The sequence below is a fragment of the Peribacillus frigoritolerans genome, assembly GCF_040250305.1.
Lineage (GTDB): Bacteria > Bacillota > Bacilli > Bacillales > DSM-1321 > Peribacillus.
Map to the genome: position 1 here is coordinate 1,795,815 of NZ_CP158190.1, position 23,856 is coordinate 1,819,670.

At 40.6% G+C, this 23,856-nt stretch carries 28 protein-coding genes; all 28 read left to right on the top strand.

Translation table 11 applies throughout. The annotated features are described in order from the left end of the window. Positions 1–3: 3 nt before the first annotated feature. The 28 genes from ABOA58_RS08910 (at position 4) to ABOA58_RS09045 (ending at position 23,845) form a co-directional block, all read left to right on the top strand. Entirely contained in the window at positions 4–126 is a 123-nt protein-coding gene (locus tag ABOA58_RS08910; protein WP_350302005.1) for a hypothetical protein, read from the top strand. Positions 127–228: 102 nt separating this feature from the next. Next, entirely contained in the window at positions 229–378 is a 150-nt protein-coding gene (locus tag ABOA58_RS08915) for a hypothetical protein (protein ID WP_350302006.1), read from the top strand. Positions 379–450: 72 nt separating this feature from the next. Continuing rightward, a complete protein-coding gene (locus ABOA58_RS08920) occupies positions 451–1,716 on the top strand; it encodes a flagellar hook protein FlgE (RefSeq protein ID WP_350302007.1) in 1,266 nt (421 codons plus the stop codon). Between the two features lie 49 nt (positions 1,717–1,765). Next, positions 1,766–1,981 carry a flagellar FlbD family protein gene (locus tag ABOA58_RS08925; RefSeq protein ID WP_241591309.1) on the top strand — a complete coding sequence of 72 codons (216 nt, stop codon included), beginning with the start codon at positions 1,766–1,768 and terminating at the stop codon, positions 1,979–1,981. After that, complete coding sequence (fliL, locus tag ABOA58_RS08930; protein ID WP_241591174.1) at positions 1,978–2,406, top strand: flagellar basal body-associated protein FliL; 429 nt, start codon at positions 1,978–1,980, stop codon at positions 2,404–2,406. The genes ABOA58_RS08925 and fliL overlap by 4 nt, the downstream gene beginning before the upstream one ends. A 52-nt stretch (positions 2,407–2,458) precedes the next feature. Then, positions 2,459–3,457, top strand: a complete 999-nt coding sequence (fliM, locus tag ABOA58_RS08935) for a flagellar motor switch protein FliM (RefSeq protein ID WP_350302008.1) — start codon at positions 2,459–2,461, stop codon at positions 3,455–3,457. Further along, the gene (gene fliY, locus ABOA58_RS08940) at positions 3,447–4,664 is read left to right on the top strand and encodes a flagellar motor switch phosphatase FliY (protein ID WP_350302009.1); all 1,218 of its coding nucleotides are present in this window, start codon (positions 3,447–3,449) and stop codon (positions 4,662–4,664) included. The genes fliM and fliY overlap by 11 nt, the downstream gene beginning before the upstream one ends. 17 nt (positions 4,665–4,681) lie before the next feature. Continuing rightward, a complete protein-coding gene (locus tag ABOA58_RS08945; protein ID WP_063231856.1) occupies positions 4,682–5,044 on the top strand; it encodes a response regulator in 363 nt (120 codons plus the stop codon). A 15-nt stretch (positions 5,045–5,059) separates the two neighbouring features. Continuing rightward, on the top strand, positions 5,060–5,719 hold the full coding sequence (locus ABOA58_RS08950; protein WP_350302010.1) for a flagellar biosynthetic protein FliO: 660 nt from the start codon (positions 5,060–5,062) through the stop codon (positions 5,717–5,719). Beyond that, positions 5,716–6,381 carry a flagellar type III secretion system pore protein FliP gene (gene fliP / locus ABOA58_RS08955; protein WP_350302011.1) on the top strand — a complete coding sequence of 222 codons (666 nt, stop codon included), beginning with the start codon at positions 5,716–5,718 and terminating at the stop codon, positions 6,379–6,381. The genes ABOA58_RS08950 and fliP overlap by 4 nt, the downstream gene beginning before the upstream one ends. 14 nt (positions 6,382–6,395) lie before the next feature. Next, positions 6,396–6,665 carry a flagellar biosynthesis protein FliQ gene (gene fliQ / locus ABOA58_RS08960; protein WP_101224658.1) on the top strand — a complete coding sequence of 90 codons (270 nt, stop codon included), beginning with the start codon at positions 6,396–6,398 and terminating at the stop codon, positions 6,663–6,665. Positions 6,666–6,668: 3 nt separating this feature from the next. Next, positions 6,669–7,445 carry a flagellar biosynthetic protein FliR gene (fliR, locus tag ABOA58_RS08965; RefSeq protein ID WP_241591184.1) on the top strand — a complete coding sequence of 259 codons (777 nt, stop codon included), beginning with the start codon at positions 6,669–6,671 and terminating at the stop codon, positions 7,443–7,445. Position 7,446: 1 nt separating this feature from the next. Continuing rightward, complete coding sequence (gene flhB / locus ABOA58_RS08970) at positions 7,447–8,529, top strand: flagellar biosynthesis protein FlhB (protein ID WP_350302012.1); 1,083 nt, start codon at positions 7,447–7,449, stop codon at positions 8,527–8,529. 40 nt (positions 8,530–8,569) lie between these two features. Beyond that, positions 8,570–10,606 (top strand): flagellar biosynthesis protein FlhA, encoded by a 2,037-nt coding sequence (gene flhA, locus ABOA58_RS08975; protein ID WP_350302013.1) that lies wholly within the window; start codon positions 8,570–8,572, stop codon positions 10,604–10,606. Then, on the top strand, positions 10,603–11,760 hold the full coding sequence (gene flhF, locus ABOA58_RS08980; RefSeq protein ID WP_350302014.1) for a flagellar biosynthesis protein FlhF: 1,158 nt from the start codon (positions 10,603–10,605) through the stop codon (positions 11,758–11,760). The genes flhA and flhF overlap by 4 nt, the downstream gene beginning before the upstream one ends. Next, positions 11,744–12,610, top strand: coding sequence for a MinD/ParA family protein (locus ABOA58_RS08985; protein ID WP_350302015.1), 867 nt, complete (start codon positions 11,744–11,746; stop codon positions 12,608–12,610). Before flhF ends, ABOA58_RS08985 begins: the two co-directional genes overlap by 17 nt. Positions 12,611–12,620: 10 nt before the next feature. Continuing rightward, positions 12,621–13,718: a protein-glutamate methylesterase/protein-glutamine glutaminase gene (locus ABOA58_RS08990; protein WP_350302016.1), complete on the top strand. Its 1,098-nt coding sequence runs from the start codon at positions 12,621–12,623 to the stop codon at positions 13,716–13,718. Between the two features lie 21 nt (positions 13,719–13,739). Continuing rightward, on the top strand, positions 13,740–15,782 hold the full coding sequence (locus ABOA58_RS08995) for a chemotaxis protein CheA (RefSeq protein ID WP_350302017.1): 2,043 nt from the start codon (positions 13,740–13,742) through the stop codon (positions 15,780–15,782). Between the two features lie 108 nt (positions 15,783–15,890). Further along, positions 15,891–16,346 carry a chemotaxis protein CheW gene (locus tag ABOA58_RS09000; RefSeq protein ID WP_350302018.1) on the top strand — a complete coding sequence of 152 codons (456 nt, stop codon included), beginning with the start codon at positions 15,891–15,893 and terminating at the stop codon, positions 16,344–16,346. Positions 16,347–16,350: 4 nt separating this feature from the next. Then, positions 16,351–16,989, top strand: a complete 639-nt coding sequence (locus ABOA58_RS09005) for a chemotaxis protein CheC (RefSeq protein ID WP_350302019.1) — start codon at positions 16,351–16,353, stop codon at positions 16,987–16,989. Beyond that, positions 16,982–17,485: a chemotaxis protein CheD gene (locus ABOA58_RS09010; RefSeq protein ID WP_350302020.1), complete on the top strand. Its 504-nt coding sequence runs from the start codon at positions 16,982–16,984 to the stop codon at positions 17,483–17,485. The genes ABOA58_RS09005 and ABOA58_RS09010 overlap by 8 nt, the downstream gene beginning before the upstream one ends. Before the next feature lie 126 nt (positions 17,486–17,611). Beyond that, positions 17,612–18,376, top strand: a complete 765-nt coding sequence (locus ABOA58_RS09015) for a FliA/WhiG family RNA polymerase sigma factor (RefSeq protein WP_101224668.1) — start codon at positions 17,612–17,614, stop codon at positions 18,374–18,376. Between the two features lie 199 nt (positions 18,377–18,575). Continuing rightward, positions 18,576–19,214, top strand: a complete 639-nt coding sequence (locus ABOA58_RS09020) for a hypothetical protein (protein WP_350302021.1) — start codon at positions 18,576–18,578, stop codon at positions 19,212–19,214. Positions 19,215–19,368: 154 nt separating this feature from the next. Further along, positions 19,369–20,082 carry a 30S ribosomal protein S2 gene (gene rpsB, locus ABOA58_RS09025; RefSeq protein WP_053345349.1) on the top strand — a complete coding sequence of 238 codons (714 nt, stop codon included), beginning with the start codon at positions 19,369–19,371 and terminating at the stop codon, positions 20,080–20,082. Positions 20,083–20,378: 296 nt separating this feature from the next. Next, positions 20,379–21,263, top strand: a complete 885-nt coding sequence (gene tsf / locus ABOA58_RS09030; protein WP_137019722.1) for a translation elongation factor Ts — start codon at positions 20,379–20,381, stop codon at positions 21,261–21,263. 125 nt (positions 21,264–21,388) lie between these two features. Then, entirely contained in the window at positions 21,389–22,111 is a 723-nt protein-coding gene (gene pyrH / locus ABOA58_RS09035; protein WP_034313639.1) for a UMP kinase, read from the top strand. A 3-nt stretch (positions 22,112–22,114) separates the two neighbouring features. Then, entirely contained in the window at positions 22,115–22,672 is a 558-nt protein-coding gene (frr, locus tag ABOA58_RS09040; RefSeq protein WP_101224671.1) for a ribosome recycling factor, read from the top strand. Between the two features lie 399 nt (positions 22,673–23,071). After that, the gene (locus ABOA58_RS09045) at positions 23,072–23,845 is read left to right on the top strand and encodes an isoprenyl transferase (RefSeq protein ID WP_350302022.1); all 774 of its coding nucleotides are present in this window, start codon (positions 23,072–23,074) and stop codon (positions 23,843–23,845) included. The last annotated feature ends 11 nt before the right edge of the window (positions 23,846–23,856 follow it).

Consider the following 23,856-nt stretch of genomic DNA (forward strand, 5'->3'; position numbering starts at 1 on the left):
AATATGAATAAACTTGGTTTTCAAGCAAATTCAGCTCAGCTGATGCCACAAACAAAATTACCGTTAAGGGCAGATGATCCAGCAAGGCTTTCAACAGCATTTTCAAGTTGCTGTCTTCACGAATGAAAAATCGACCATCAGTAAACATGCTCAATTGCGGATGAATCAAAGGAGTATAGAAATAGCGTCACAAACCTGGGACAAAATAGCCCTTAAAACCAAAGAGGCATGGGTGTAACCGAATCTCTTATCATTACAGAGAATGCGGCACTGATAGTAAGCACGAAAAACAATAAGGTCATCACAGTCATGGACAGGAAAGAAGCAACATCACAAATTTTCACGAACATCAATGGAACCATAATTTTAGATAAATAGGCTGGACCTGAAATAGGAAGCCTGGACTGTGGAATGACGAAAGCAGTCTTTATATGAAAGGGGAGCTTTTACATGCTACGTTCAATGTATTCGGGAATAAGCGGATTAAAAAACTTACAAACAAAACTGGATGTTATCGGTAATAACGTCGCCAATGTCAATACATATGGTTTCAAAAAAAGCCGTGTGACATTCAGCGATGCGATGAACCAAACGGTATCTGGTGCAAGTGCAGCAACAGCCAATAAAGGAGGAACCAATTCTAAACAAATTGGATTGGGCTCCACGATTGCTACAATCGATACGATCCATACACAGTCAAGCCTGCAAACCACCGGCCGCGATCTTGATTTAGGAATATCTGGTGATGGCTATTTCGTCGTCAAGCAAGGAGATTCACTTTCATATACACGTGCAGGAAACTTTTATCTGGATGATAATGGTACGCTTGTCAACGCGAATGGTTTGAAAGTGCAGGCTTACAAGGTTGATGAAAACGGGAAACGATCAAAAACGATTGGCGACGTTGCAGTTAACGTCAATGCGATTTTACCTGCCATTACCACCACTAAAATATCAGTAAGTGGAAATCTAGCTGCTGACGCAATTGATGGTACCGTATTTAGCCAGCAAATGAAAGTTGTGGATGAAAAGGGTAAAGAACAAACGGCAACTATCTATTTCCAAAAAAACGGTGATGACAAATGGGAGCTTTTTGATGAAGAACCTGCTGCCTTGGGGAATACATCAGCTACTAAACCAAAACCGTTCACTACGGTTAATTTCGACGCAAATGGTCAGATAGTGGCTGCTGATAAAACCCAGGCAGGTCAAACCATAAACATTTCAAGTGGCAAAGAGGATGACTCGGATACACAAGTTGATGAAAGCGTACAAAAAGTTAATTTGGATTTTGATTTCTCGAATCTTACTCAAGTTAAAGGTTCCACCACTGCTCTTGTCAATCCGAATGGTAATAAAGAAGGTAAACTGGAAAGCTTTAATATTGGTTCATCAGGGGAAATAAATGGCGTTTATTCCAACGGTCTGATCACTACTTTAGGCCAACTGGCCGTTGCCAAGTTTTCCAATGCATCTGGCTTGACGAAAACCGGTGGCAATACTTTTCAGGAATCAATAAATTCAGGTACTGCAAATATCAATATCGCAGGTGAGGGGCGCGGTGTGATTGCATCAGGTTCTTTGGAAATGTCCAATGTGGATTTATCCGAAGAGTTTACTGAAATGATCGTTGCTCAACGTGGTTTCCAATCGAATTCGAGGATCATCACGACGTCGGATGAAATTTTACAGGAATTGGTTAACTTAAAACGATAGGTTAAGGGAGGGAGGAGCCAGGTGCTTTTTGCCCTGGCTCCTAAATATCATTATCAAAGTCACAAGGCTCAATGGAAAATGCTTTTATATCAATGCATTGTACATAGACACAGTCGAGTCATTGCCAGATACGACCATTACTTTTACAAATGGTAAGAAAATCGTTGTGCTAGAGAAGGAAGAAGAACTGGTTGAAGCTATTATACAATTTTATCGTACCGTTAATATTCTAGGTTTTCGTAAGGATGTGGAGGAAAGTTCATGAAAAAAAATCTATTGACCATAATGTTGATTATACTCGTGGCTATAACGCTTGTTGGTGTCATAGCGGTCGTGGTTGTGACAAAGTTATCGGATCCCACATCTGCCGAAGATAAACCTAGCATTGACGAAATTGTCAAATCATCAGTTGAGATTCCTGAAATTACTACGAATCTTGCCGGCAATGATTATATCAAAATCTCATTTATGGTCCAAACAGAAAATAAAAAAGCAAAAGAAGAGTTGGAAAAAAGAAATTTTCAAGTGAAAAATATCATCATTACCGAACTATCAGAAATGAAAGCGGAAGAGTTAACCGGTAAAAAAGGCAAGGAAAAGCTTCAAGAAGCGTTAAAGACTAGAATGAATGAATTAATGGAAGAAGGAAAAGTTGAAAAGGTTTATATAACCTCCTCGATTCTGCAATAAGAACATCCTTGCTTCATTAAATAAGAAGGAGAAGCTTTGGAGGTGAGTGTTAATGTCCGGGGAAATATTATCGCAAAATGAAATCGATGCTTTGTTATCGGCCATTTCCACAGGTGAAATGGATGCAGATGATTTAAAAAAAGAAGAAGTAGAAAAAAGAGTGAAAGTATACGACTTTAAAAGGGCGCTTAGGTTTTCAAAGGATCAAATCCGGAGTTTGACCAGGATACACGAGAACTTTGCAAGGCTGCTGACAACATACTTTTCTGCTCAGCTAAGAACATATGTCCAAATATCCGTTGCTTCGGCAGATCAAATACCATACGAAGAGTTTATCCGATCGATTCCTAAAATGACCATATTGAATGTTTTTGAGGTGCCGCCCTTGGATGGCCGAATCATTATTGAGGTCAACCCGAATATCGCTTATTCCATGATGGATCGTGTTTTGGGCGGGCGGGGCATAAGCGTGAATAAGGTGGATAGTTTAACGGAAATAGAAACGAAAATCATGTCGAATTTATTCGAGAAGGCTTTTGAAAATTTACAGGAGGCTTGGGGAACGATTGTTGAAATCGAACCGGTGATGACGGAGTTCGAGGTGAATCCACAATTTTTACAACTGGTTTCTCCCAACGATACTGTTGTGGTCATTTCCTTGAATACACAAATCGGCGAAACGAGCGGAATGATTAATGTTTGCATTCCTCACGTCGTATTGGAACCGATCATACCAAAGTTATCTGCTCATTATTGGATGGAAAATTCCCAAAAGGAAAAAATCCCAGAGGAAATCATGATTTTGGAAAAGCGTATCCGAAACGCAGATCTTCCCATTATTTCCGAACTTGGTTCCACAGACATCACCATCGAGGATTTTTTGCTGCTTGATGTTGGCGATGTCATCGATTTAAATAAGGCAATCGATGAACCTTTGACGATTACAATTGGAGGGATTCCAAAATACAGCGGGCAGCCAGGAAAAGTAGGAAAAAAACATGCTATCCAGATTCTTGATATTTTGAAAGGGGGAGACGAAGATGGTAAGTGATGGAATGCTTTCACAAGACGAGATAGATGCCCTTTTAAAAGGTACAAGTGATATAGAAGATGAGGTGGTCCCTCACTCGATTGACGATTATTTATCGATGATGGAACTCGACGCCCTCGGTGAAATTGGTAATATCTCCTTCGGAAGTTCGGCCACTGCCCTATCCACTTTGTTGAATCAGAAAGTGGATATCACCACCCCGACGGTTACATTGATTGAAAGGGGACAGATCGGGGAAGAATTCCCGCATCCGTATGTAGCGATTCAAGTGCAATATACAGAAGGTTTTTCAGGTATAAATATGCTGGTCATCAAGCAGAGCGATGCTGCTATCATTGCGGATTTGATGCTAGGCGGAGATGGGGAGAATCCTTCTGACCTGCTTGGGGAAATTCAATTGAGTGCTGTCCAGGAAGCCATGAACCAAATGATGGGTTCTGCTGCGACATCCATGTCGACCATTTTCAGTAAAAAAGTGGATATTTCTCCACCTAGCATAGATTTACTTAACTTTTTAAATGGTGAAGGTGAAAATGCGATACCGGACGAGGATTTATTTGCAAAAATCTCATTCCGTCTCCGTGTCGGCAGCTTAATTGATTCCAGTATCATGCAATTGCTGCCGTTAGAGTTTGCTAAAGGGTTAGTTTCTGAATTATTAAATGGGACGAGCGAAAGCGATCCTGCCGAGATGAAAACGCAAAAAGCACTAAGTGATCCAGTAACAAATATTCCAACTCAGGAGCCGGCACCATTCCAGGACATCCGGTCTGATCGATCGGCAAATGAAACTTATGGACAAGGCGGTCACCAAACCCAACCTGCGAACCAAATGCCGAATGTACCACAACATTTTGGAGTTTCATCCGTACCAACAGGACATCCGGTAAATGTTCAGCCTGCCAGTTTCACCAGTTTTCAGCCTTATCAGCTTCAGGAGTCTGAAACGAAAAATCTCAGCATGCTGATGGATATCCCTTTGCAGGTGACTGTGGAGCTTGGAAGAACGAAACGCTCCGTCAAGGATATATTGGAGCTGTCCTCCGGTTCGATCATCGAATTGGATAAATTAGCGGGAGAGCCAGTTGATATCCTGGTAAACAGCCGTTTGATAGCAAAAGGCGAGGTAGTGGTGATTGATGAAAACTTTGGAGTACGTGTTACGGATATCATGAGTCAAAGTGACCGATTAAATAAAATAAGATAATTTGGGGGACAAAAATTATGGCTAATAGAATTTTAATTGTGGACGATGCAGCATTTATGAGAATGATGATTAAGGATATCCTTTCAAAAAATGGTTTTGAAATAGTCGGGGAAGCAGCAGATGGAGCCCAAGCAGTGGAAAAATATAAAGAAACTCATCCGGATCTTGTAACGATGGATATTACCATGCCTGAAATGGATGGAATTACAGCATTAAAGGAAATTAAAAAGGTAAATCCTCAAGCTAAGGTCATCATGTGTTCAGCGATGGGACAGCAAGCCATGGTCATTGATGCGATCCAGGCGGGTGCAAAAGACTTTATCGTGAAGCCATTCCAGGCAGACCGTGTTTTGGAAGCCATAAATAAAGCATTAAGTTAAGAGGGTGTCTTCATATTGTTTTTAATTAAAAAATGGCTTCAGGTCTCACTGATGATAGCAGTATTCTTCTCTGGGGCCATACAGGCCCATGCGGAAGATCTTGAAAAAACAGTGAAGGATGTTTATGAACAGCCAGATGATTTAAAGGTGGATAAAGGTGAATCAAAAGGCTCGAAATCTACCAAACAGACAACGAATCCTGATAAAGTGGGGATAACCGTTTGGGAGTTTCTGAGGATGATATTTGCTACTATTTTTGTAGTGGCCCTTCTATATATCCTATTAAAGTTCATCAATAAAAAAAGTAAATCGTATCAAAAGGCAAATTCAGTTGAGAATTTAGGCGGTACGGGCCTTGGCGCAAATCGTTCTGTCCAGCTTGTTAAAGTCGGCGGGAGAATATTGGTGATCGGGGTCGGTGAAAATATTCAGCTCTTGAAAGAAATAGATGATCCCGAGGAATATGAACAGCTTTTGAAAGATCACAACGATAAGATCGATCAAATGATCCAGCCTGGGGAACTTGCAATGAAGTTGAAAAATAAGTGGTTGAAGAAAAGCGGATCCGAAACCGCCAGTTTCACTGCAGAGTTCAAAAGCCAACTTGATCAATTGACTGATAGCAGGAAAAAGCTGTTAAAGGAGCTTGATAGGAAAGGAAGAGACAATGAATGAATGAGTTCATGGAGTTTTTTAATAACAGTGATCCCGCTAATGTCTCTACTTCCGTCAAACTTGTTCTACTGATGACTGTCTTATCGCTGGCTCCAAGCATATTGATCTTGATGACCTGTTTTACAAGAATCATCATTGTCCTGAGCTTTGTGAGAACATCGCTAGCTACACAGCAGATGCCGCCGAATCAGGTGTTGATCGGCCTGGCACTTTTCATGACATTTTTCATAATGGCACCGACTTTTCAGGAAGTGAATGAAAAGGCATTAACCCCGTTATTTAATGAAGAGATAGATTTAGAAGAAGCATATGTACAGGCCTCGATACCATTTAAGGAATTCATGAGTGCCCATACAAGGCAGAAGGACCTTGAGCTATTCTTGGAATATGCCAAGGTGGATAAGCCTGAAACGATACAGGACATTCCCTTGACTGCCTTTGTACCAGCTTTTGCAATCAGTGAAATCAAAACAGCTTTTCAAATAGGTTTCATGATTTTCATTCCCTTTTTGGTTATTGATATGGTCATTGCAAGTGTCCTGATGTCGATGGGGATGATGATGTTGCCGCCAGTCATGATTTCCCTGCCATTTAAAATCCTCCTTTTCATTCTTGTTGACGGATGGTATTTAGTGGTGAAGTCTTTATTACAGAGTTTTTAAGCAGGTGAGAAAAAATGAGTGCAGATTTTGTTATTGATATAGCAGAAAAAGGAATTTATATGGTATTGATTATCGCTGGCCCATTGATGGTAATCGCTCTTATTGTAGGACTATTAGTAAGCATCTTTCAGGCGACTACACAGATTCAGGAACAAACCTTGGCATTTGTTCCGAAAATCGTCGCAGTCTTATTGGGACTCATTTTATTGGCTCCATGGATGTTGAGCCACCTATTATCATATGCAAATGAAATATTCGGTAATCTGAATCGATTTGTAGGGTAGGGCATGGAGGAATTATTTCCGCACTTTCCCGCCTTTTTATTAATTGTGGTACGGGTCACTACATTTTTCGTGGCCATGCCGATTTTTTCGTACCGTTCAATACCGGTACAACATCGGGTCGGGCTTGGAATCTTCCTTGCCTGGATCATGTACTACACCATTGATGCTCCGGTTCTGGAATTGGATGTCACATTTTATTTATTGATCATGAAGGAAGCGCTTGTTGGCCTATTCATTGGGTTTGCAGCGTATATGATTTTATCGGCCGTTCAAATCGCTGGCGGATTGATTGATTTTCAAATGGGTTTTTCAATAGCGAATGTCATCGATCCCCAAACCGGGGCACAAAGCCCGTTGATGGGACAATACCTTTACACAATCGCCTTATTATTCCTATTGAGTACTAATGGCCATCATTTGCTTTTGGATGGAATTTTTTATAGTTATCAGTTCATCCCGATTGACCAATTATTTGTACCATTCGGAGATCATGCGCTGATAGAATATTTGGCCAAAGCTTTCAGCAAAGCTTTCATGATTGCTTTTCAAATGTCCATACCTGTGGTGGGAAGTATTTTCTTAGTGGATGTCACGCTTGGGATACTTGCCAGGACAGTTCCTCAATTAAATGTGTTCGTTGTTGGGATTCCAGTGAAAATCATTGCCGGATTAGCGGTTATCATACTGGTAATGGGGATGATGATGACGGTTGTCACCCAACTCTTCAATTTCTTGCTTTTGACCATGCGTCACCTAATGCAGTTGATTGGAGGCGTTTGATATGGAGTGGTATCAGCTGGATTTGCAGTTTTTCGCTGGTGAAAAGACCGAAAAGGCGACTCCCAAAAAACGTCAGGATTCGAAGAAAAAAGGTCAGGTGGCAAAGAGTCAGGATGTAAATACCTCTGTGAATTTAATTGCAGTGTTTTCAGTGTTATTGCTTATGGGACCGTACATGTATAATCATTTGCTCGGTCTTATGAAAGAATATCTGCAACATTTTACCTTGGCTGGATTCAGTGAGGAGAATATGCAAATTATCATGATAGAGGTTTTAAAGGAGATGGGCCTTATCCTAGGACCCGTTTTTGCAGCAGCGATAGTGGCTGGGATATTGGCTAATGTCATGCAAGTCGGGTTTTTGTTTTCGACTGAATCCATACAGTTCAAACTTGATAAATTGGATCCCATTAAAGGATTCAAACGTATTTTTTCAATGAGGGCCATTGTTGAATTATTGAAATCCATTCTTAAAATATCATTTGTTGGTTTTGTTGCCTTTTATGTACTATGGCAGCGCATGGACGAGATTATGATTTTATCACAGGTTTCTGTGGAAGAAGCGATGGCAACACTGGCGGATATTACGATTAAAGTAGGATTTTATTCTGCCGTGGCTTTATTGTTCATTGCTCTATTAGACTATTTGTATCAAAAATATGACTTTGAAAAAAACATCCGGATGTCCAAACAGGATATAAAGGATGAGTATAAAAATTCCGAAGGGGACCCGCTCATCAAATCCAAAATAAAGCAAAAGCAGAGGCAGATGGCCGCTCAGAGAATGATGCAGGAAATTCCCAATGCGGATGTCGTCATCACTAACCCGACGCATTTTGCTATTGCTTTAAAATATGATGAAGAAAAAGCTGAGGCTCCGTATGTAGTGGCAAAGGGCGTAGATTTTGTTGCCCAGAAAATTAAATTCATTGCCAAAGAAAACGATGTGACCATGGTGGAAAATCGGCCTTTGGCCAGGTCTTTATATGTTCAAGCTGAATTAGGCCAGGCGATACCTGAAGAGTTCTTTAAGGCGGTCGCTGAAATTCTGGCCTTTGTATATAAAACCAAAGGTAAAGTGTAAAGAGTAATAGGGTAACCCGCTAGTTAGGAGAGAAAAAAACATGCGAGCAAGAGATTTAGTTGTTATATCGAGCGTCATCATGATCGTTGCCATGTTGGTCATTCCATTGCCAACATGGTTGTTAAGTATTTTACTCCTTTTAAATATCTCTCTTGCGTTGCTGGTTCTATTGACTACGATGAATATGAAAGAACCTCTCGAATTTTCGATCTTTCCTTCCTTGCTCCTTTTACTGACATTGTTCAGGCTGGGGTTGAATGTTTCGACGACTCGTGCCATTTTGACCTATGGTGATGCTGGGGGAGTTGTAGAAACCTTTGGGTCGTTTGTAGTCGGCGGTAACGTGCTTGTAGGATTAGTTGTATTCATCATTTTGGTCATCATAAATTTCATCGTCATCACGAAAGGTTCCGAACGGGTCTCGGAGGTAGCGGCTAGGTTTACGCTGGATGCGATGCCGGGGAAACAGATGGCCATCGATGCAGATTTAAATGCTGGGATGATCTCGGAAAACGAAGCACGTGCCAGAAGGGAAAAAATTAGTAACGAAGCAGACTTTTATGGATCCATGGATGGGGCGAGTAAGTTTGTTAAAGGGGACGCCATAGCGGGCATCATCATTGTCATCATTAACTTGATTTTCGGTATGATCATTGGCGTCATGCAATTGGACATGAGCTTTGGAGAAGCAGCCGTCCATTTTTCCATGTTATCGGTTGGTGACGGTATCGTGAGTCAGGTACCAGCTTTATTGATTTCTACAGCTACGGGAATTGTCGTAACCCGGGCAGCCTCGAATGGAAACCTCGGAGCGGATATTGTTGAACAGTTATTTCAATTTCCAAAAATGCTTTACCTAACAGCAGCAACCATTTTCCTTTTAGGGTTATTCACTCCCATTTCCGACTTGTTCACCATTCCGATCGCTGCTTTATTAGTCGTTGGAGGGTATACAATTTCAAGGATACCGAAGCAGGACGAAAGTGAAATACAAGAAATGGAAGAAGTGCTGGAAACCGATGAAATGAAAAGTCCAGAAAGCGTCGTTAACCTTTTAAGTGTCGACCCGATCGAATTTGAGTTTGGATATGGATTGATTCCGCTTGCGGATGCCAATCAAGGGGGAGACCTACTGGACCGGGTTGTCATGATCCGCCGGCAGCTTGCAATTGAGTTGGGGCTCGTGATCCCTGTCGTCAGAATACGTGATAATATTCAGTTGAATCCTAATGAGTATCGGCTGAAGATTAAGGGAAGTGTCATGGCAAAGGGGGAATTGCTCCTAAATCATTTCTTGGCCATGAGTCCAGGGATGGAAGACGATTCAATAGAAGGAATCGATACGATAGAACCGTCTTTCGGTTTACCGGCCAAGTGGATTACGGATGATATGAAAGAACATGCCGAGATGCTGGGTTATACAGTTGTGGACCCGCCAAGTGTTGTATCCACCCACTTGACGGAAGTCATAAAGTCCAATGCGCAGGAATTATTGGGCAGGCAGGAAACGAAACAATTGATCGATCATCTCAACGAATCGTCACCTATACTAGTAGAGGAAGTCACTCCGAATCCCTTGTCTATAGGAGATGTCCAAAAGGTATTGGCAAAATTATTGAAGGAAAAAGTTTCGATAAGGAACTTACCGATCATTTTCGAAACGCTTGCTGATTATGGCAAGTTATCGACTGACACAGATTTGCTTACTGAATATGTAAGGCAGAATTTAGCCAGACAAATAACGAATTCTTTTATTTCGGATGAAAATAGAATTAAAGTCATAACATTATCGGGGAAAGTTGAAAAGACCATCGCGGATGGTGTACAGCAAACCGATCATGGCAATTTTTTATCATTGGATCCAACTATATCGCAATCCATATTGGAGGCAGTTGCAGCCAAATTGGAAGAGCTGACCCTAATGGATCACCAACCGATCTTACTCTGCTCTCCAGCAGTAAGGATGTATGCCCGGCAACTAACTGAACGTTATTTTCCTAATGTACCGATTCTTTCATACAATGAACTCGAATCAAATGTAGAAGTACAAAGTGTAGGGGTGGTGGATATCGATTGAAGGTAAAGAAATATTTGGCGCCATCAATGAACGAGGCAATGAAGCGAATAAGGGCGGAACTGGGCAGTGATGCAGTAATCTTAAGTTCGAAGGCTGTATATAATGGTGGTTTCTTAGGATTATTCAAAAAGAGGAATATTGAAGTCATTGCAGCCATAGACCCTGTGTCCCAGCCTATCCAAGCCGTAACCAAGCAAAAATCGAAGAAGTTGCCATCTAAGCTGGATATGGCAAGTCATGCCCCTGAACCTAATGAAGGGAATAGGGAAAGTGCAGACTTATTAAAAGAAATCGAAGGTTTGAAAGATATGATAAAGAGTTTGCAAATCTATTCAACTGATAAAAAATATCCGGGGAAGCTGGAGAAAATCCACGAATACCTAACCGAGCAGGAAGTGGATATATCACTTCGGTCCCAAATCATGGATGAATTGCTTGAAAAATGGTTCGTTTTTAAACAGCAATCCACTGATGAAGAGGTTCAAGTTTGGTTGGAAGAAGCCATGCTCGGGATTTTGGAAAAGGTTGAAAACGGAAAACCCGGGCTGCAAAAAAAATATATTAATATTGTTGGCCCAACAGGTGTGGGAAAGACAACGACCTTGGCAAAAGTAGCTGCGGAAACCATGTTGAAGCATGATAAAAAGGTGGCTTTCATTACGACGGATACGTATAGGATTGCTGCAATAGATCAACTTAAGACATATGCCAAGATTTTAAACGTTCCAATTGAAGTCGCTTATAATTTGGAAGACTTCAAAAGGGCTGCTGAACGCTTCTCCCATTATGATTTTGTTTTTATTGATACGGCCGGAAGGAATTTCCGTAACCCGCAATATGTCAAGGATCTCAATGAAATCATCCATTTTACAGATGAGATGGAAACCTATTTAGTATTGTCATTGACCTCTAAACAAAAGGATATGGAAGATATTTATCGACAGTTTGCTGCCATACCTATTAAACAGGTCATTTTTACAAAAGCGGACGAAACCTCCACTTTCGGGCAGATATTCAATTTTATACACACTCATAAATTAGGAGCCGCCTATATAACAGATGGACAGAATGTGCCAGACGATATTGAAATAGCTACATCATCACAGCTATTGAAAATGGCTATTGGGGCTAATAAATATGAAAGATCAAGCTGAGAATTTACGAAAAAGATTGGAAGCCCGCCAAAATCGATCAATGGCCAAAACGATTGCCGTTTTAAGCGGGAAAGGTGGAGTGGGAAAATCGAACTTTTCTTTGAATTTTTCGATTGCTTTATCCCAAAGAGGCAAAAAAGTACTGTTGTTCGACATGGATATCGGTATGGGGAATATTGATATTTTGATCGGGGAACAATCTCCCTGCAGCATTATTGATTTTTTTGAAAACGATTGTAGTTTGAAGGATATCATCATCACAGGACCGGGAAACATTTCAATCATTACAGGTGGAACGGGGTTGACGAATCTCTTTTCACTTAATGAAGAAAAGTATACCCGGTTTAATGAGGAATTCAGTTTATTGTTGTCGAATTACGATTATATCTTATTTGATATGGGTGCAGGCATCACTCAGGATTCCATGAAATTCCTGTTATGTGTGGATGAATTAGTCGTTATCACGACGCCTGAACCCACTTCTATCATGGATGCATATTCCGCAATGAAATATATCCATTCGGTAAATAAAGAGACTCCATTGTTCCTGGTTTGCAATCGGGTTTTCACGAGTAAGGACGGCAAAGAAACGATTAAGCGCCTCCAAAATGCACTAGTGAAATTTTTGGGACTGGAAACTGTAGCTCTAGGGTACTTGCCAGATGATAGAACCGTACCCAATTCTGTTACCAAACAGATGCCCTTTCTCCTTTTCGATTCAGAAGCCGATGTATCCAAAGCCATTATGGACATTGCTTCGAGATATGCAAATCATTCATTTGGGGAAGAATTGACTTTGCAAAAAAGCCATTTCCTCCAAAATATGAAGAGATATTTTTTTGGAAAGTAGGTCTCCTTATATGAGTAAAGTAAAAGTGCTGATAGTGGACGATTCTGCGTTTATGAGAAAGTTAATTTCAGAGTTTTTAGCAGAAGATAGCAGGATGGAAGTCATCGGGACTGCCAGGAATGGAAGAGATGCCATAGACAAAATAAAGGCTTTAAAACCCGATGTCGTGACTTTGGATGTGGAAATGCCGATTATGGACGGATTGGAAGCATTAAGCCGGATCATGAATGAATGTCCAACTGCTGTAGTCATGTTATCAAGCACAACGAAAAAAGGAACGGAAAATACATTTGCCGCCATGAACAGTGGAGCCTTTGACTTTGTGGCCAAACCTTCGGGTGCCATTTCATTGGATTTACATAAAATCAAGAAAGAACTCCATGAAAAAGTCATGGCTGCCAGCAGGGCGAATGTTCACAAACTAGAAAAAAATGCGATGAATATTGAAAGAAGCCCATCCGTTTGGGAAAAATATAGTAAAATAGATTCAAAAGAATCATCGGGAATTGAAAAAAATCAAAAAAAATGGTCCTATGGGCACAAAAAGATAATAGTCATCGGTACATCAACAGGAGGCCCAAGAGCTCTGCAGACCGTCTTGGCAGGTCTCCCGGAAGAAGTGGATGCTCCCATTCTCATTGTCCAGCATATGCCCCCCGGTTTCACAAAATCCTTGGCAACACGCCTGAATTCATTATGCAAGATTAAAGTGAAGGAAGCTGAAGAGGGGGAACTGATTCAAAAAGGTGTCGCCTATATCGCACCTGGAGGTTTTCACTTGAAAGTGAGGAAAGTCGGAATGAGCTGGGCAATCCTTTTGGATCAATCCGAATTGCGTAATGGACATCGCCCGTCGGTTGATGTGCTATTTGAATCGGTAAGTGAAATGAATGATTCTGCGAAAATAGCCGTTATCATGACCGGAATGGGGATGGACGGGTCGATGGGACTCATGAAGCTTAAACAGGAGGGTCCATTAAAAGCAATAGCCGAATCACAGGAGACATCAATCGTTTTTGGTATGCCTAAGGCGGCAATCAATACCAAGTTAATAGATAGCATAGAGGATGTAGAAAAAATAGCTAAAGCGATAATAAGCTATTGTTAACACATGGAGGTGTGAGATTGTATGGATATGAATCAGTATTTAGAGGTTTTTATAGAAGAAAGTAAAGAACATCTTCAAACGTGCAGTGAACAGTTGCTGGTACTCGAAAAGAACCCGGAAGACCTCTCGATCGTAAACGAAATCTTTCGTTCCGCCCATACCTTAAAAGGGATGTCGGCGACTATGGGGTATGAGGATCTAACCAATTTAACTCATAAAATGGAGAATGTGTTGGATGCGATCCGAAATAGTCAAATCGCCCTCTCTTCAGAGTTATTTGATGTGATATTTTTAGCGGTTGATGATTTAGAAGCGATGGTCATGTCCATTGCTGAAGGTGGAGATGGAAAAAGAAATGTGGAGGAGGTTGTCCATCAGCTGGAAATGATTGAAAAAGGGGAGTCGCCCGTTTCTTCGACCATTGCAGAGATTGCAGCAGCTTCTGCCGTCCTTGAAAAAGAGGAAATGACTGCGGGAGAGTACGATGAATTTGAATGGACAGTGCTTCAGCAGTCCAAAGATCAAGGCTTCAACAGCTTTGAAATCTCGATAGGGTTGCGTGAGGACTGTCTTTTAAAAGCTGCCCGGGTGTTTATGGTTTTCGAGGTGCTTGAAAAGTCAGGTGAAGTAATCAAGTCACACCCGCCCGTCGAACTTTTGGAAGAAGAGCAATTCGATCAGCAATTTACGGTAACGATGGTAACAACAGAATCGAGTGATGAGATAAAGGAAAAAATCATGAAGGTTTCCGAAGTGGATCAAGTTGTGGTAAATGCCCTTGATCTTGAGGGCTTGAGGCATGCAGCCAATTCTATAGAGAACCAAGTTGCTGAAATACCGGAACAAGAGAAAAATAAAGCCGTGCTTCCAACTGATAATGATGATAAGAAAAAACAGGCACCCGTTAAGCCGGCATCAAGCAAGACCATTCGGGTGAACATTGAGCGGCTTGATATATTAATGAACCTATTCGAGGAACTAGTAATCGATAGAGGCAGACTTGACCAAATTTCCAGTGATTTGGATAATCAAGAATTACATGAAACAGTAGAAAGAATGTCCCGTATAACAAGTGATTTACAAACAATCGTTTTGAATATGCGGATGGTGCCCGTTGAAACTGTATTCAATCGTTTTCCTAAAATGGTTCGTCAATTGGCAAGGGATTTAAACAAGAAAGTCAATTTGGAAATCAACGGTGCCGAAACGGAACTTGACCGTACAGTCATTGATGAAATCGGTGATCCTCTCGTCCATTTATTAAGAAACGCCATGGATCATGGAATTGAAACACCTGAAGAACGTTTGGCGAAAGGAAAGAATGAAGAAGGTAAAATCCTGTTAAAAGCCTACCACAGCGGCAATCATGTTTTCATTGAAATCGAGGATGACGGTGCAGGAATCAATAAAGATCGAGTCTTGAACAAGGCGCTATCCAATGGGATATTAACCAAGGAAACTGCCGCCACCCTAACGGATAAGCAAATCTATGAATTGATATTCGCTTCTGGTTTCTCAACAGCGGAAACCATTTCAGATGTATCGGGGCGCGGTGTTGGACTGGATGTGGTAAAAAATACTATTGAGTCTCTCGGTGGATCTGTCACGATCGATTCCAAAGAGAATGAAGGATCCATCTTCCTTATTCAGCTTCCGCTTACATTGTCCATTATCTCTGTCATGCTGGTTGCAATCCAAAACGAAAAATATGCCATACCGCTTTCTTCGATAATAGAAACAGCAATCATAAAAAAAGCAGATATCTTGAATGCCCATAATCAACAGGTTATTGACTTCAGGGGAAAGATTCTGCCGCTTCTGTTCTTGAAAGATATATTTGAAGTGCCTATCAGTCAGGAAGAAGAAGAGTCCCTCTCTGTGGTCATTGTAAGAAAAGGCGATAAATTAGCCGGATTAGTCGTTGATTCATTCATCGGGCAGCTGGAAATCGTTCTGAAATCACTAGGTAATTATTTAAATAGCGCATTTGCAATATCGGGGGCAACGATTCTTGGTGATGGTCAAGTTGCTTTAATCATAGATTGCAACACATTGATTCATTGAATGATAGATAAATGGGGCAGGGGAATGGGTCGTTGGTTCACCCGTTTCGATTCAGGTTTTCGTTAAGACTGCACAACAATCATGAGTTTATTAAAAGGAGGGGAATAGATGTCGGAGGATATGAAAGTAATCGTATTTCAAATTAAGGATAAAGAATATGCAATTCCAGTTGATAAAGTCAGCGGTATCGAAAAGATTCTGCATATTACCAGAGTTCCAAAGGCTGTAAAGTTTGTTAAAGGAGTCATAAATCTAAGGGGTGTAATCACTCCAATTATTGATTTACGGGTGCGTTTTGGTTTTGAAGAGGTGGAATACGATGAATCAACAAGGATTATCATCGTCATTCTGGATGATATGGAAGTTGGGTTAATAGTGGACTCTGCCAATGATGTTTTGGATATTCCAGTGGAGAGTATCGAACCTCAGCCTGAAGTTGTGGGACATTTGGCTTCAGAATACATTAGCGGAGTGGCTAAAATTGAAAAGCGACTGCTCGTCCTAATCAATATGGAGAAGGCTCTAAGTCTGGAAATGACTGAAAATATGTTAAGAGAAGGATAATCATATGTCGTTCATTGAGAAAATCAACCCTTTTCAACTCGATATTTTGAAGGAAATCGGCAATATAGGTGCAGGGAACGCAGCAACTGCGCTTTCTGCCATCCTTAATAGGAAAATTGATATGAATGTTCCTAATGTCCGAATCGTTTCCTTTGATGAAATGATGGAAATGGCTGGCGGGGCCGATCACGTCGTCGCCAGCGTTTTCCTTAGAATAGAAGGTGATGCTTCAGGGAGTATGTTTTTTATCCTTTCGCTTCCTGTAGCCCAATACTTGATTCGTAAGATGACTGGTGATGAGACCTTTATGATGGAATCCGCACCCTATACTGAATTGGCGCTTTCTTGCCTTCAGGAATTAGGGAATATCTTATCGGGATCCTATCTCTCTTCCCTTTCTGATTTCACCCGATTGAATATCTATCCGTCCGTCCCATCCTTGAGCATCGATATGGTAGGGGCAACGATCAGTTACGGATTATTGGAATTATCCATAGTAAGTGACGCAGCCATCGTCATTGATACTGTGCTTGAAAAAGACCAACTTTTCGCTGACTCCATTAATGGTCATTTCTTTTTATTACCTGATCCCGAATTTTTTGATATCATTTTTTCCGCTTTAGGAGTGTCACCTAATGACTGAATTGTTAAAGGTCCAGGTTGTTAAGGTTGGAATAGCGGATATGAATATAATAAAACCTCCCTATACAATTCGCACTTCCGGGTTGGGTTCGTGTGTTGGTGTTGTAATTTATGATGAGAAAAAAGAAATTGCAGGTTTGGCACATATTATGCTGCCTGACTCTTCATTAGCTAAATCGGGTCCGATCAACGTTGCCAAATTTGCAGATACGGCAATAAAGGAATTAGTGCAGCTCTTAGTAAAAGAAGGCGCAAGAATGCCATTCCTAAAAGCGAAGTTGGCTGGCGGAGCACAAATGTTTCAATTTGCATCCGGAGGGGATTTAATGAGAATAGGACCCCGGAATGTGGAAGCTGTCCGGAAAGAGTTATCTGACTTGCGCATTAGAGTCGTCGCTGAAGATGTTGGCGGGAATAGCGGAAGAACGATTGAATTCAAATTAAGTGATTGTTTGCTAAATATACGGACCGTTACAAAAGGGACTAAAAACATATAGAATCGGATTTGGCTTTTGAAAAGCCAAAAATATGACAGGTACACTTGCAATCGAATTATTATTGCATTTATGGCTTTAGGGGCCGTATCGATCACAAATCGTATAACAATGTTAGGAGGATGTCCAATGTCTCATCTGACCATCGAAGAAGAGCAGTTATGTTGGAAGAATTGGGTGGATCGCAGAGATCCGCTAGCCGGGGACATTTTGGTGAAGAAATACATACCTCTCGTATCGTATCATGTTCAACGTATTTCAGTAAGTCTTCCTAAAAATGTGAGCCGTGATGATATAAGGAGTTTAGGGATGATGGGGTTATTCGATGCCCTGGAACGTTTTGACACGAAGCGTGACCTGAAGTTTGACACATATGCATCATTTAGAATACGTGGTGCTATTTTAGATGGATTAAGAAAAGAGGATTGGCTTCCGCGGAGCGCAAGAGATAAAGCCAAGAAAATTGAAGCTGCAATAGAAAAGCTGGAGCAGCAATACATGAGGAACCTTTCGCCAAATGAGATTGCCGCTGAATTGAATATTCCGGAAGATGAAGTATATGCTGCATTAAATGAGAACTTCTTTGCCAATGTACTATCCATGGATGAAAATCCCCAAGAAGACGATAAAGAAAGCGCGAATTTTCATATTAAAGATGAAAAGGCGGATTTACCTGAGGAACATGTGTTAAGGGATGAACTGTATGTTGAATTAGCCAAAGTCATAGAAACCCTTAATGAAAAAGAACAGTTGGTTTTACAGCTTTTTTATAAAGAAGAACTAACATTGACCGAAATCGGGCAAGTGATGAGCCTATCTACATCACGGATATCCCAAATTCATTCAAAAGCGATATATAAATTAAGAAACACGATGCAAGATCAAAAAAATTAATCATGATATTTTATTGAAGAGGGCTACGGAGTCTGGGAAGCATAAAATCCCAATTGAACGAAGAAGGCCCCCTGCCAGCTTGCATTATTGATACGGGTACCCGCATCAATAATGCTTCGAGATTACAGAATGTTCGAACTGTACTTAGCCAATAAGAGCAAAACAACAGATTGACTATTCCGGTTTATTAGGAGGCAACATGACAGCATTTTTTATATTTCTGTTGTTTGTATTAAACATATTCACCATTTTCGCCATCATCGTTTTATATCTTCGGCAAAATCGTTTAAGTAAGTTGGAAAAAGACCAAAAAGCCATCATTGGAGAAATGGAGCAACTTTTGTCTGGTTATTTAATGGAGATGAAAGAGGATAACGAGGCATTGGTAAAGGCATTCACCAATTCGGTGGCAATGGATCACGAGCATGGTCAAAAAGGACAAGTACATGGCTCGATCAAAGAAACAAAGGAAGATAAAGAAGAAAAACAAGAGCAAAACACGCTGCTAGAGTATAAAGAGGGAAGCCGCGCAGCTGCTAAAAAGCAAGCGATCAATGCCTATAAAATTATGCCTGAAGAAAATGAGACCAATGCTTTACCAGTAAAAGTCAAGGACAAATTGGAGCTGTCACCGGCAGCTGCTTCCCCCAAAAAAGAGGTGAAGCCGGCTGGCATGGAATTTTCGGACATGCTGCAGGCTTCGTTAAATGAACGATCATTAAATGAAAAAGTGGATTTGTTAGCGGATCAAGGACATTCAGTAGAGGAAATCGCCAAAAAGTTAGGTCGCGGTCAAACCGAGATTGAGCTATTACTAAAGTTTCGCATGAATAGATAAAGTTATCTCTTGATTGTGCAGAGCCATTATGATATATTATGAAATGGTGTTAATACACACGCCCCGTGATTCTTGCAGATGGTGCTGTTATGACAGTTTCTGTATGAAAATGATCGGTGCGGAGGAAAAACAAAACCATTTAGGAGGAACTAAAATGTCAGTCATTTCTATGAAACAATTGCTTGAAGCTGGTGTGCATTTCGGACACCAAACACGTCGCTGGAACCCAAAAATGAAGAAATATATCTTCACTGAGCGTAACGGCATCTACATCATCGACCTTCAAAAAACAGTTAAAAAGGTTGAAGAAGCTTATAACTTCGTGAAAGAACTAGCTGCTAACGGTGGTACTGTTCTTTTCGTCGGAACTAAAAAACAAGCTCAAGAATCTGTTAAAGAAGAAGCTATCCGTTCTGGTATGTACTATGTAAACCAACGTTGGTTAGGTGGAACTTTAACAAACTTTGAAACAATCCAAAAACGTATCACTCGTCTTAAAGATATCGAAAAAATGGAAGAAAACGGAACTTTCGAAGTACTTCCTAAAAAAGAAGTTATCCAACTTAAAAAAGAATGGGATCGCTTAGAGAAATTCTTAGGCGGTATTAAAGATATGAAGACTCTTCCAGATGCGATCTTCGTTATCGACCCTCGCAAAGAGCGTATTGCTGTTGCGGAAGCACACAAATTACACATTCCACTTGTTGGTATCGTTGATACAAACTGTGATCCGGATGAAATCGATGTAGTTATTCCTGCGAATGACGATGCAATCCGTGCTGTTAAATTATTAACAGGTAAAATGGCAGATGCTATCTTAGAAGCTAAACAAGGCGAAGAAACAGCAACTGAAACAACTACTGCTTAATAAGTAAAAAAGGTTGCTTATTCAGTAAGAAAAAAGGTGATAAGAGGATAATGCCTTTTATCCCTTTTTTTTGCACTAAATAAGCATACATAAAATCACTGTACGTAATGTCTTTTTAAAAAGGTATGGGCGATTTTTCAGGGATGAAAATGTTCCTTCATATTGACTGGAAAAGTGGATGTTTTTTCAGTCAATATTGTCAAGTCTCGTTATTTTCTTTGATGATAACAAGTATTTTTTGGCAATAATGGGTAAAGATTGAATAAACTGCATTTAATTTGAGGAGGATATATATTATGGCAATCACTGCACAATTAGTTAAAGAATTGCGTGAAAAAACTGGTGCCGGTATGATGGACTGTAAAAAGGCACTTGTACAAACAGAAGGCGATATGGAAAAGGCAATCGATTTCCTACGTGAAAAAGGAATTGCAAAAGCTGCTAATAAAGGCGACCGCATTGCTGCTGAAGGTCTAACTTCAATCGTTGTGGAAGGAAACCAAGCGGTTATCCTTGAAGTGAACTCAGAAACTGATTTCGTTGCTAAAAACGAAGGCTTCCAAACGCTTGTTAAAGAATTGGCTGGATTCCTTCTTGCTAACAAACCTGAAAGCGTTGAAGCAGCTCTTGAGCAAACAATGGAAAATGGAGCAAAAGTAGCAGATCATATCAATGCTGCAGTTGCTAAAATCGGAGAAAAATTAACTCTTCGCCGTTTCCAAGTCGTTTCTAAAACAGATAACGACGCATTTGGTGCGTACCTTCACATGGGTGGACGCATCAGCGTACTATCAGTTCTTGAAGGTACAACTGACGAAGAGGCAGCTAAAGGCGTTTCAATGCATATCGCTGCAATCAACCCTAAATATATCTCTCGCGACCAAGTAGATGCTAGCGAATTAGAACGCGAACGCGAAGTTCTTACGCAACAAGCGCTTAATGAAGGCAAACCTGAAAAAATCGTTGCAAAAATGGTTGAAGGACGTATCAATAAATTCTACGAAGAAATCTGTGTTAACGAACAAGCTTTCGTTAAGAACCCAGATCAAAAAGTGGGACAATTCGTTGAATCAAAAGGCGGAAAAATCCTATCATTCGTTCGTTATGAAGTAGGGGAAGGTCTTGAAAAACGTCAAGAAAACTTTGCTGAAGAAGTAATGAACCAAGTTAAAAAAGACTAATTGTCAGATAATTAATAATAGGGAACACTCTGGTGTTCCCTATTTTTTGAAATGTCATGAATTTTTGGTAGAATTGCAAGAAAGCATGATGAACGAATGAAAAGATTACATAGTTGGAGGTTCTCATGAGTAACGCTAAATATAAACGTGTCGTTTTAAAACTAAGTGGCGAAGCATTAGCCGGTGAAGAAGGATTTGGAATTAACCCTGCAGTAATTAAATCTATTGCTGAACAAGTCAAGGAAGTGGCTGAGCTTGATGTGGAAGTGGCTGTTGTTGTCGGCGGCGGAAACATTTGGCGCGGGAAAATAGGCAGTGAAATGGGCATGGATCGTGCTAATGCCGATTATATGGGTATGCTGGCTACAGTCATGAACTCATTGGCATTACAAGACAGCCTTGATCAGCTTGGAATTGAAACGCGCGTGCAAACTTCCATTGAGATGAGGCAAGTCGCTGAGCCATACATTAGACGCCGTGCTATCAGGCATCTAGAGAAAAAGAGAGTGGTGATTTTTGCAGCTGGTACAGGTAATCCATACTTCTCAACGGATACCACTGCCGCCCTGCGTGCTGCTGAAATTGAAGCTGATGTCATCTTGATGGCGAAGAATAATGTGGATGGCGTATACAATGCAGATCCGGTTAAGGACAAAAATGCAGTGAAGTATGATAAACTTTCCTACCTTGATGTGATTAAAGAAGGGTTAGAAGTAATGGATTCAACTGCGTCCTCACTATGCATGGACAATGATATTCCATTGATCGTCTTCTCGATCATGGAAAAAGGTAATATTAAACGGGCCGTATTAGGCGAAACGCTTGGTACTATTGTAAGGGGGAAATAAAAGATGCCGAAACAAGTTATTTCGAATGCGAAAACGAAAATGGAAAAAGCCATTGGAGCGTACACACGTGAATTAGCAAGCATCCGTGCCGGAAGGGCAAATGCCTCATTGCTGGATAGAATCTCGATCGATTATTATGGATCGCCGACACCAGTCAATCAGGTGGCAGGCATTTCCGTCCCGGAAGCTAGACTATTAGTCATTCAACCATATGATAAAACGGTTTTGGGTGAAATCGAAAAAGCGATTTTGAAATCAGACTTAGGATTAAATCCTTCTAATGATGGATCGGTCATCAGGATAGCCATCCCAGCCTTAACGGAAGAGCGAAGAAAAGAGCTTGTGAAAGTCGTTAAAAAAGAAGCGGAAGAAGCGAAAATTGCTGTCCGTAATGTGCGTCGCGATGCTAATGATGATTTGAAAAAGCTTGAAAAAAGTGGTGAAATCACTGAAGATGATTTACGTGGCTATGCAGATGACATCCAAAAGATGACAGATGGCAATATCACGAAAATCGATGAAATTACAAAAGACAAAGAAAAAGAAATTATGGAAGTATAATTCCCACTGAAGAATTGATTAAATAAAGAGGGCCGAATCCATACTGGGTCATGTCTTGGTTCTAACATATAGGTGTGCTTAAAAGAGAAAACTGTTATAATAAGGTTTCTCCGATAATGATTACTCCTTGAGTTAGTATGTTGCATGCAAACGTTGGAGGTGGTCCTTTTTTTGCATTTTTCATGGTAATCATAACCGGTTTTAGAAAAAAAGAAGTAATGATTTCTCCCTTTCTAGCTTCTAATAAAGAAATAATTTTCATATTAATAATATGAGAACCAGTTTTTTTTTGATATTATAATATAGATTCTTTTTAAGCGGCAGAAAGCTTGATATACATAGTGCACGAAAACTTTGCCTTTGTAGAGAGATAAGTACAACCTGATGGGGGACTAACATATGTATTCACTTTGGAAGCGTTTCGTTAAAAAAGATGCTTCTTCCGATGTAACAAATAGGATTCAGCATATTAAACAGTTTGATGTTCCTCGGCATATCGCCATCATTATGGATGGGAACGGCCGTTGGGCCAAAAAGCGTGCATTGCCACGTGTGGCGGGTCATCATGAAGGAATGAAAACGGTTCGTAGAATTACGAAAGTTGCCAATAAATTAGGGGTCAAAACTTTGACAGTCTATGCGTTTTCCACTGAAAATTGGAAACGTCCGAAAAGTGAAGTCGACTTTTTGATGAAGCTTCCCCAGGAATTTCTGGGGACATTTTTACCAGAGCTCATTTCAGAAAATGTAAGAGTTGAAACGATAGGGGACTTGTCACTCATTCCATCACATACTCAAAGTGCCGTTAAACGGGCAATGGAAGACACGAAAGACAATGATGGGATGATTCTGAATTTTGCCCTGAACTATGGAAGCCGTGGGGAGATTGTATCTGCAGTGAATAGCATCATTCAAGATGCTAAGAATGGTATAATAAAGGAAAATGTAACTGAGGAAATGCTATCCAGTTACCTGATGACCAAACATTTGTCGGATCCGGATTTACTGATCCGTACAAGCGGTGAAATCCGTTTAAGTAATTTCATGCTTTGGCAGTCGGCTTATACTGAGCTGTGGTTTACTGAGGTGCTATGGCCGGATTTTAGTGAAGAGCATTTATTGCAGGCAGTTGAGGAGTATCAAAAACGTTCACGAAGATTCGGTGGCGTTTAATGTAGAAGGCG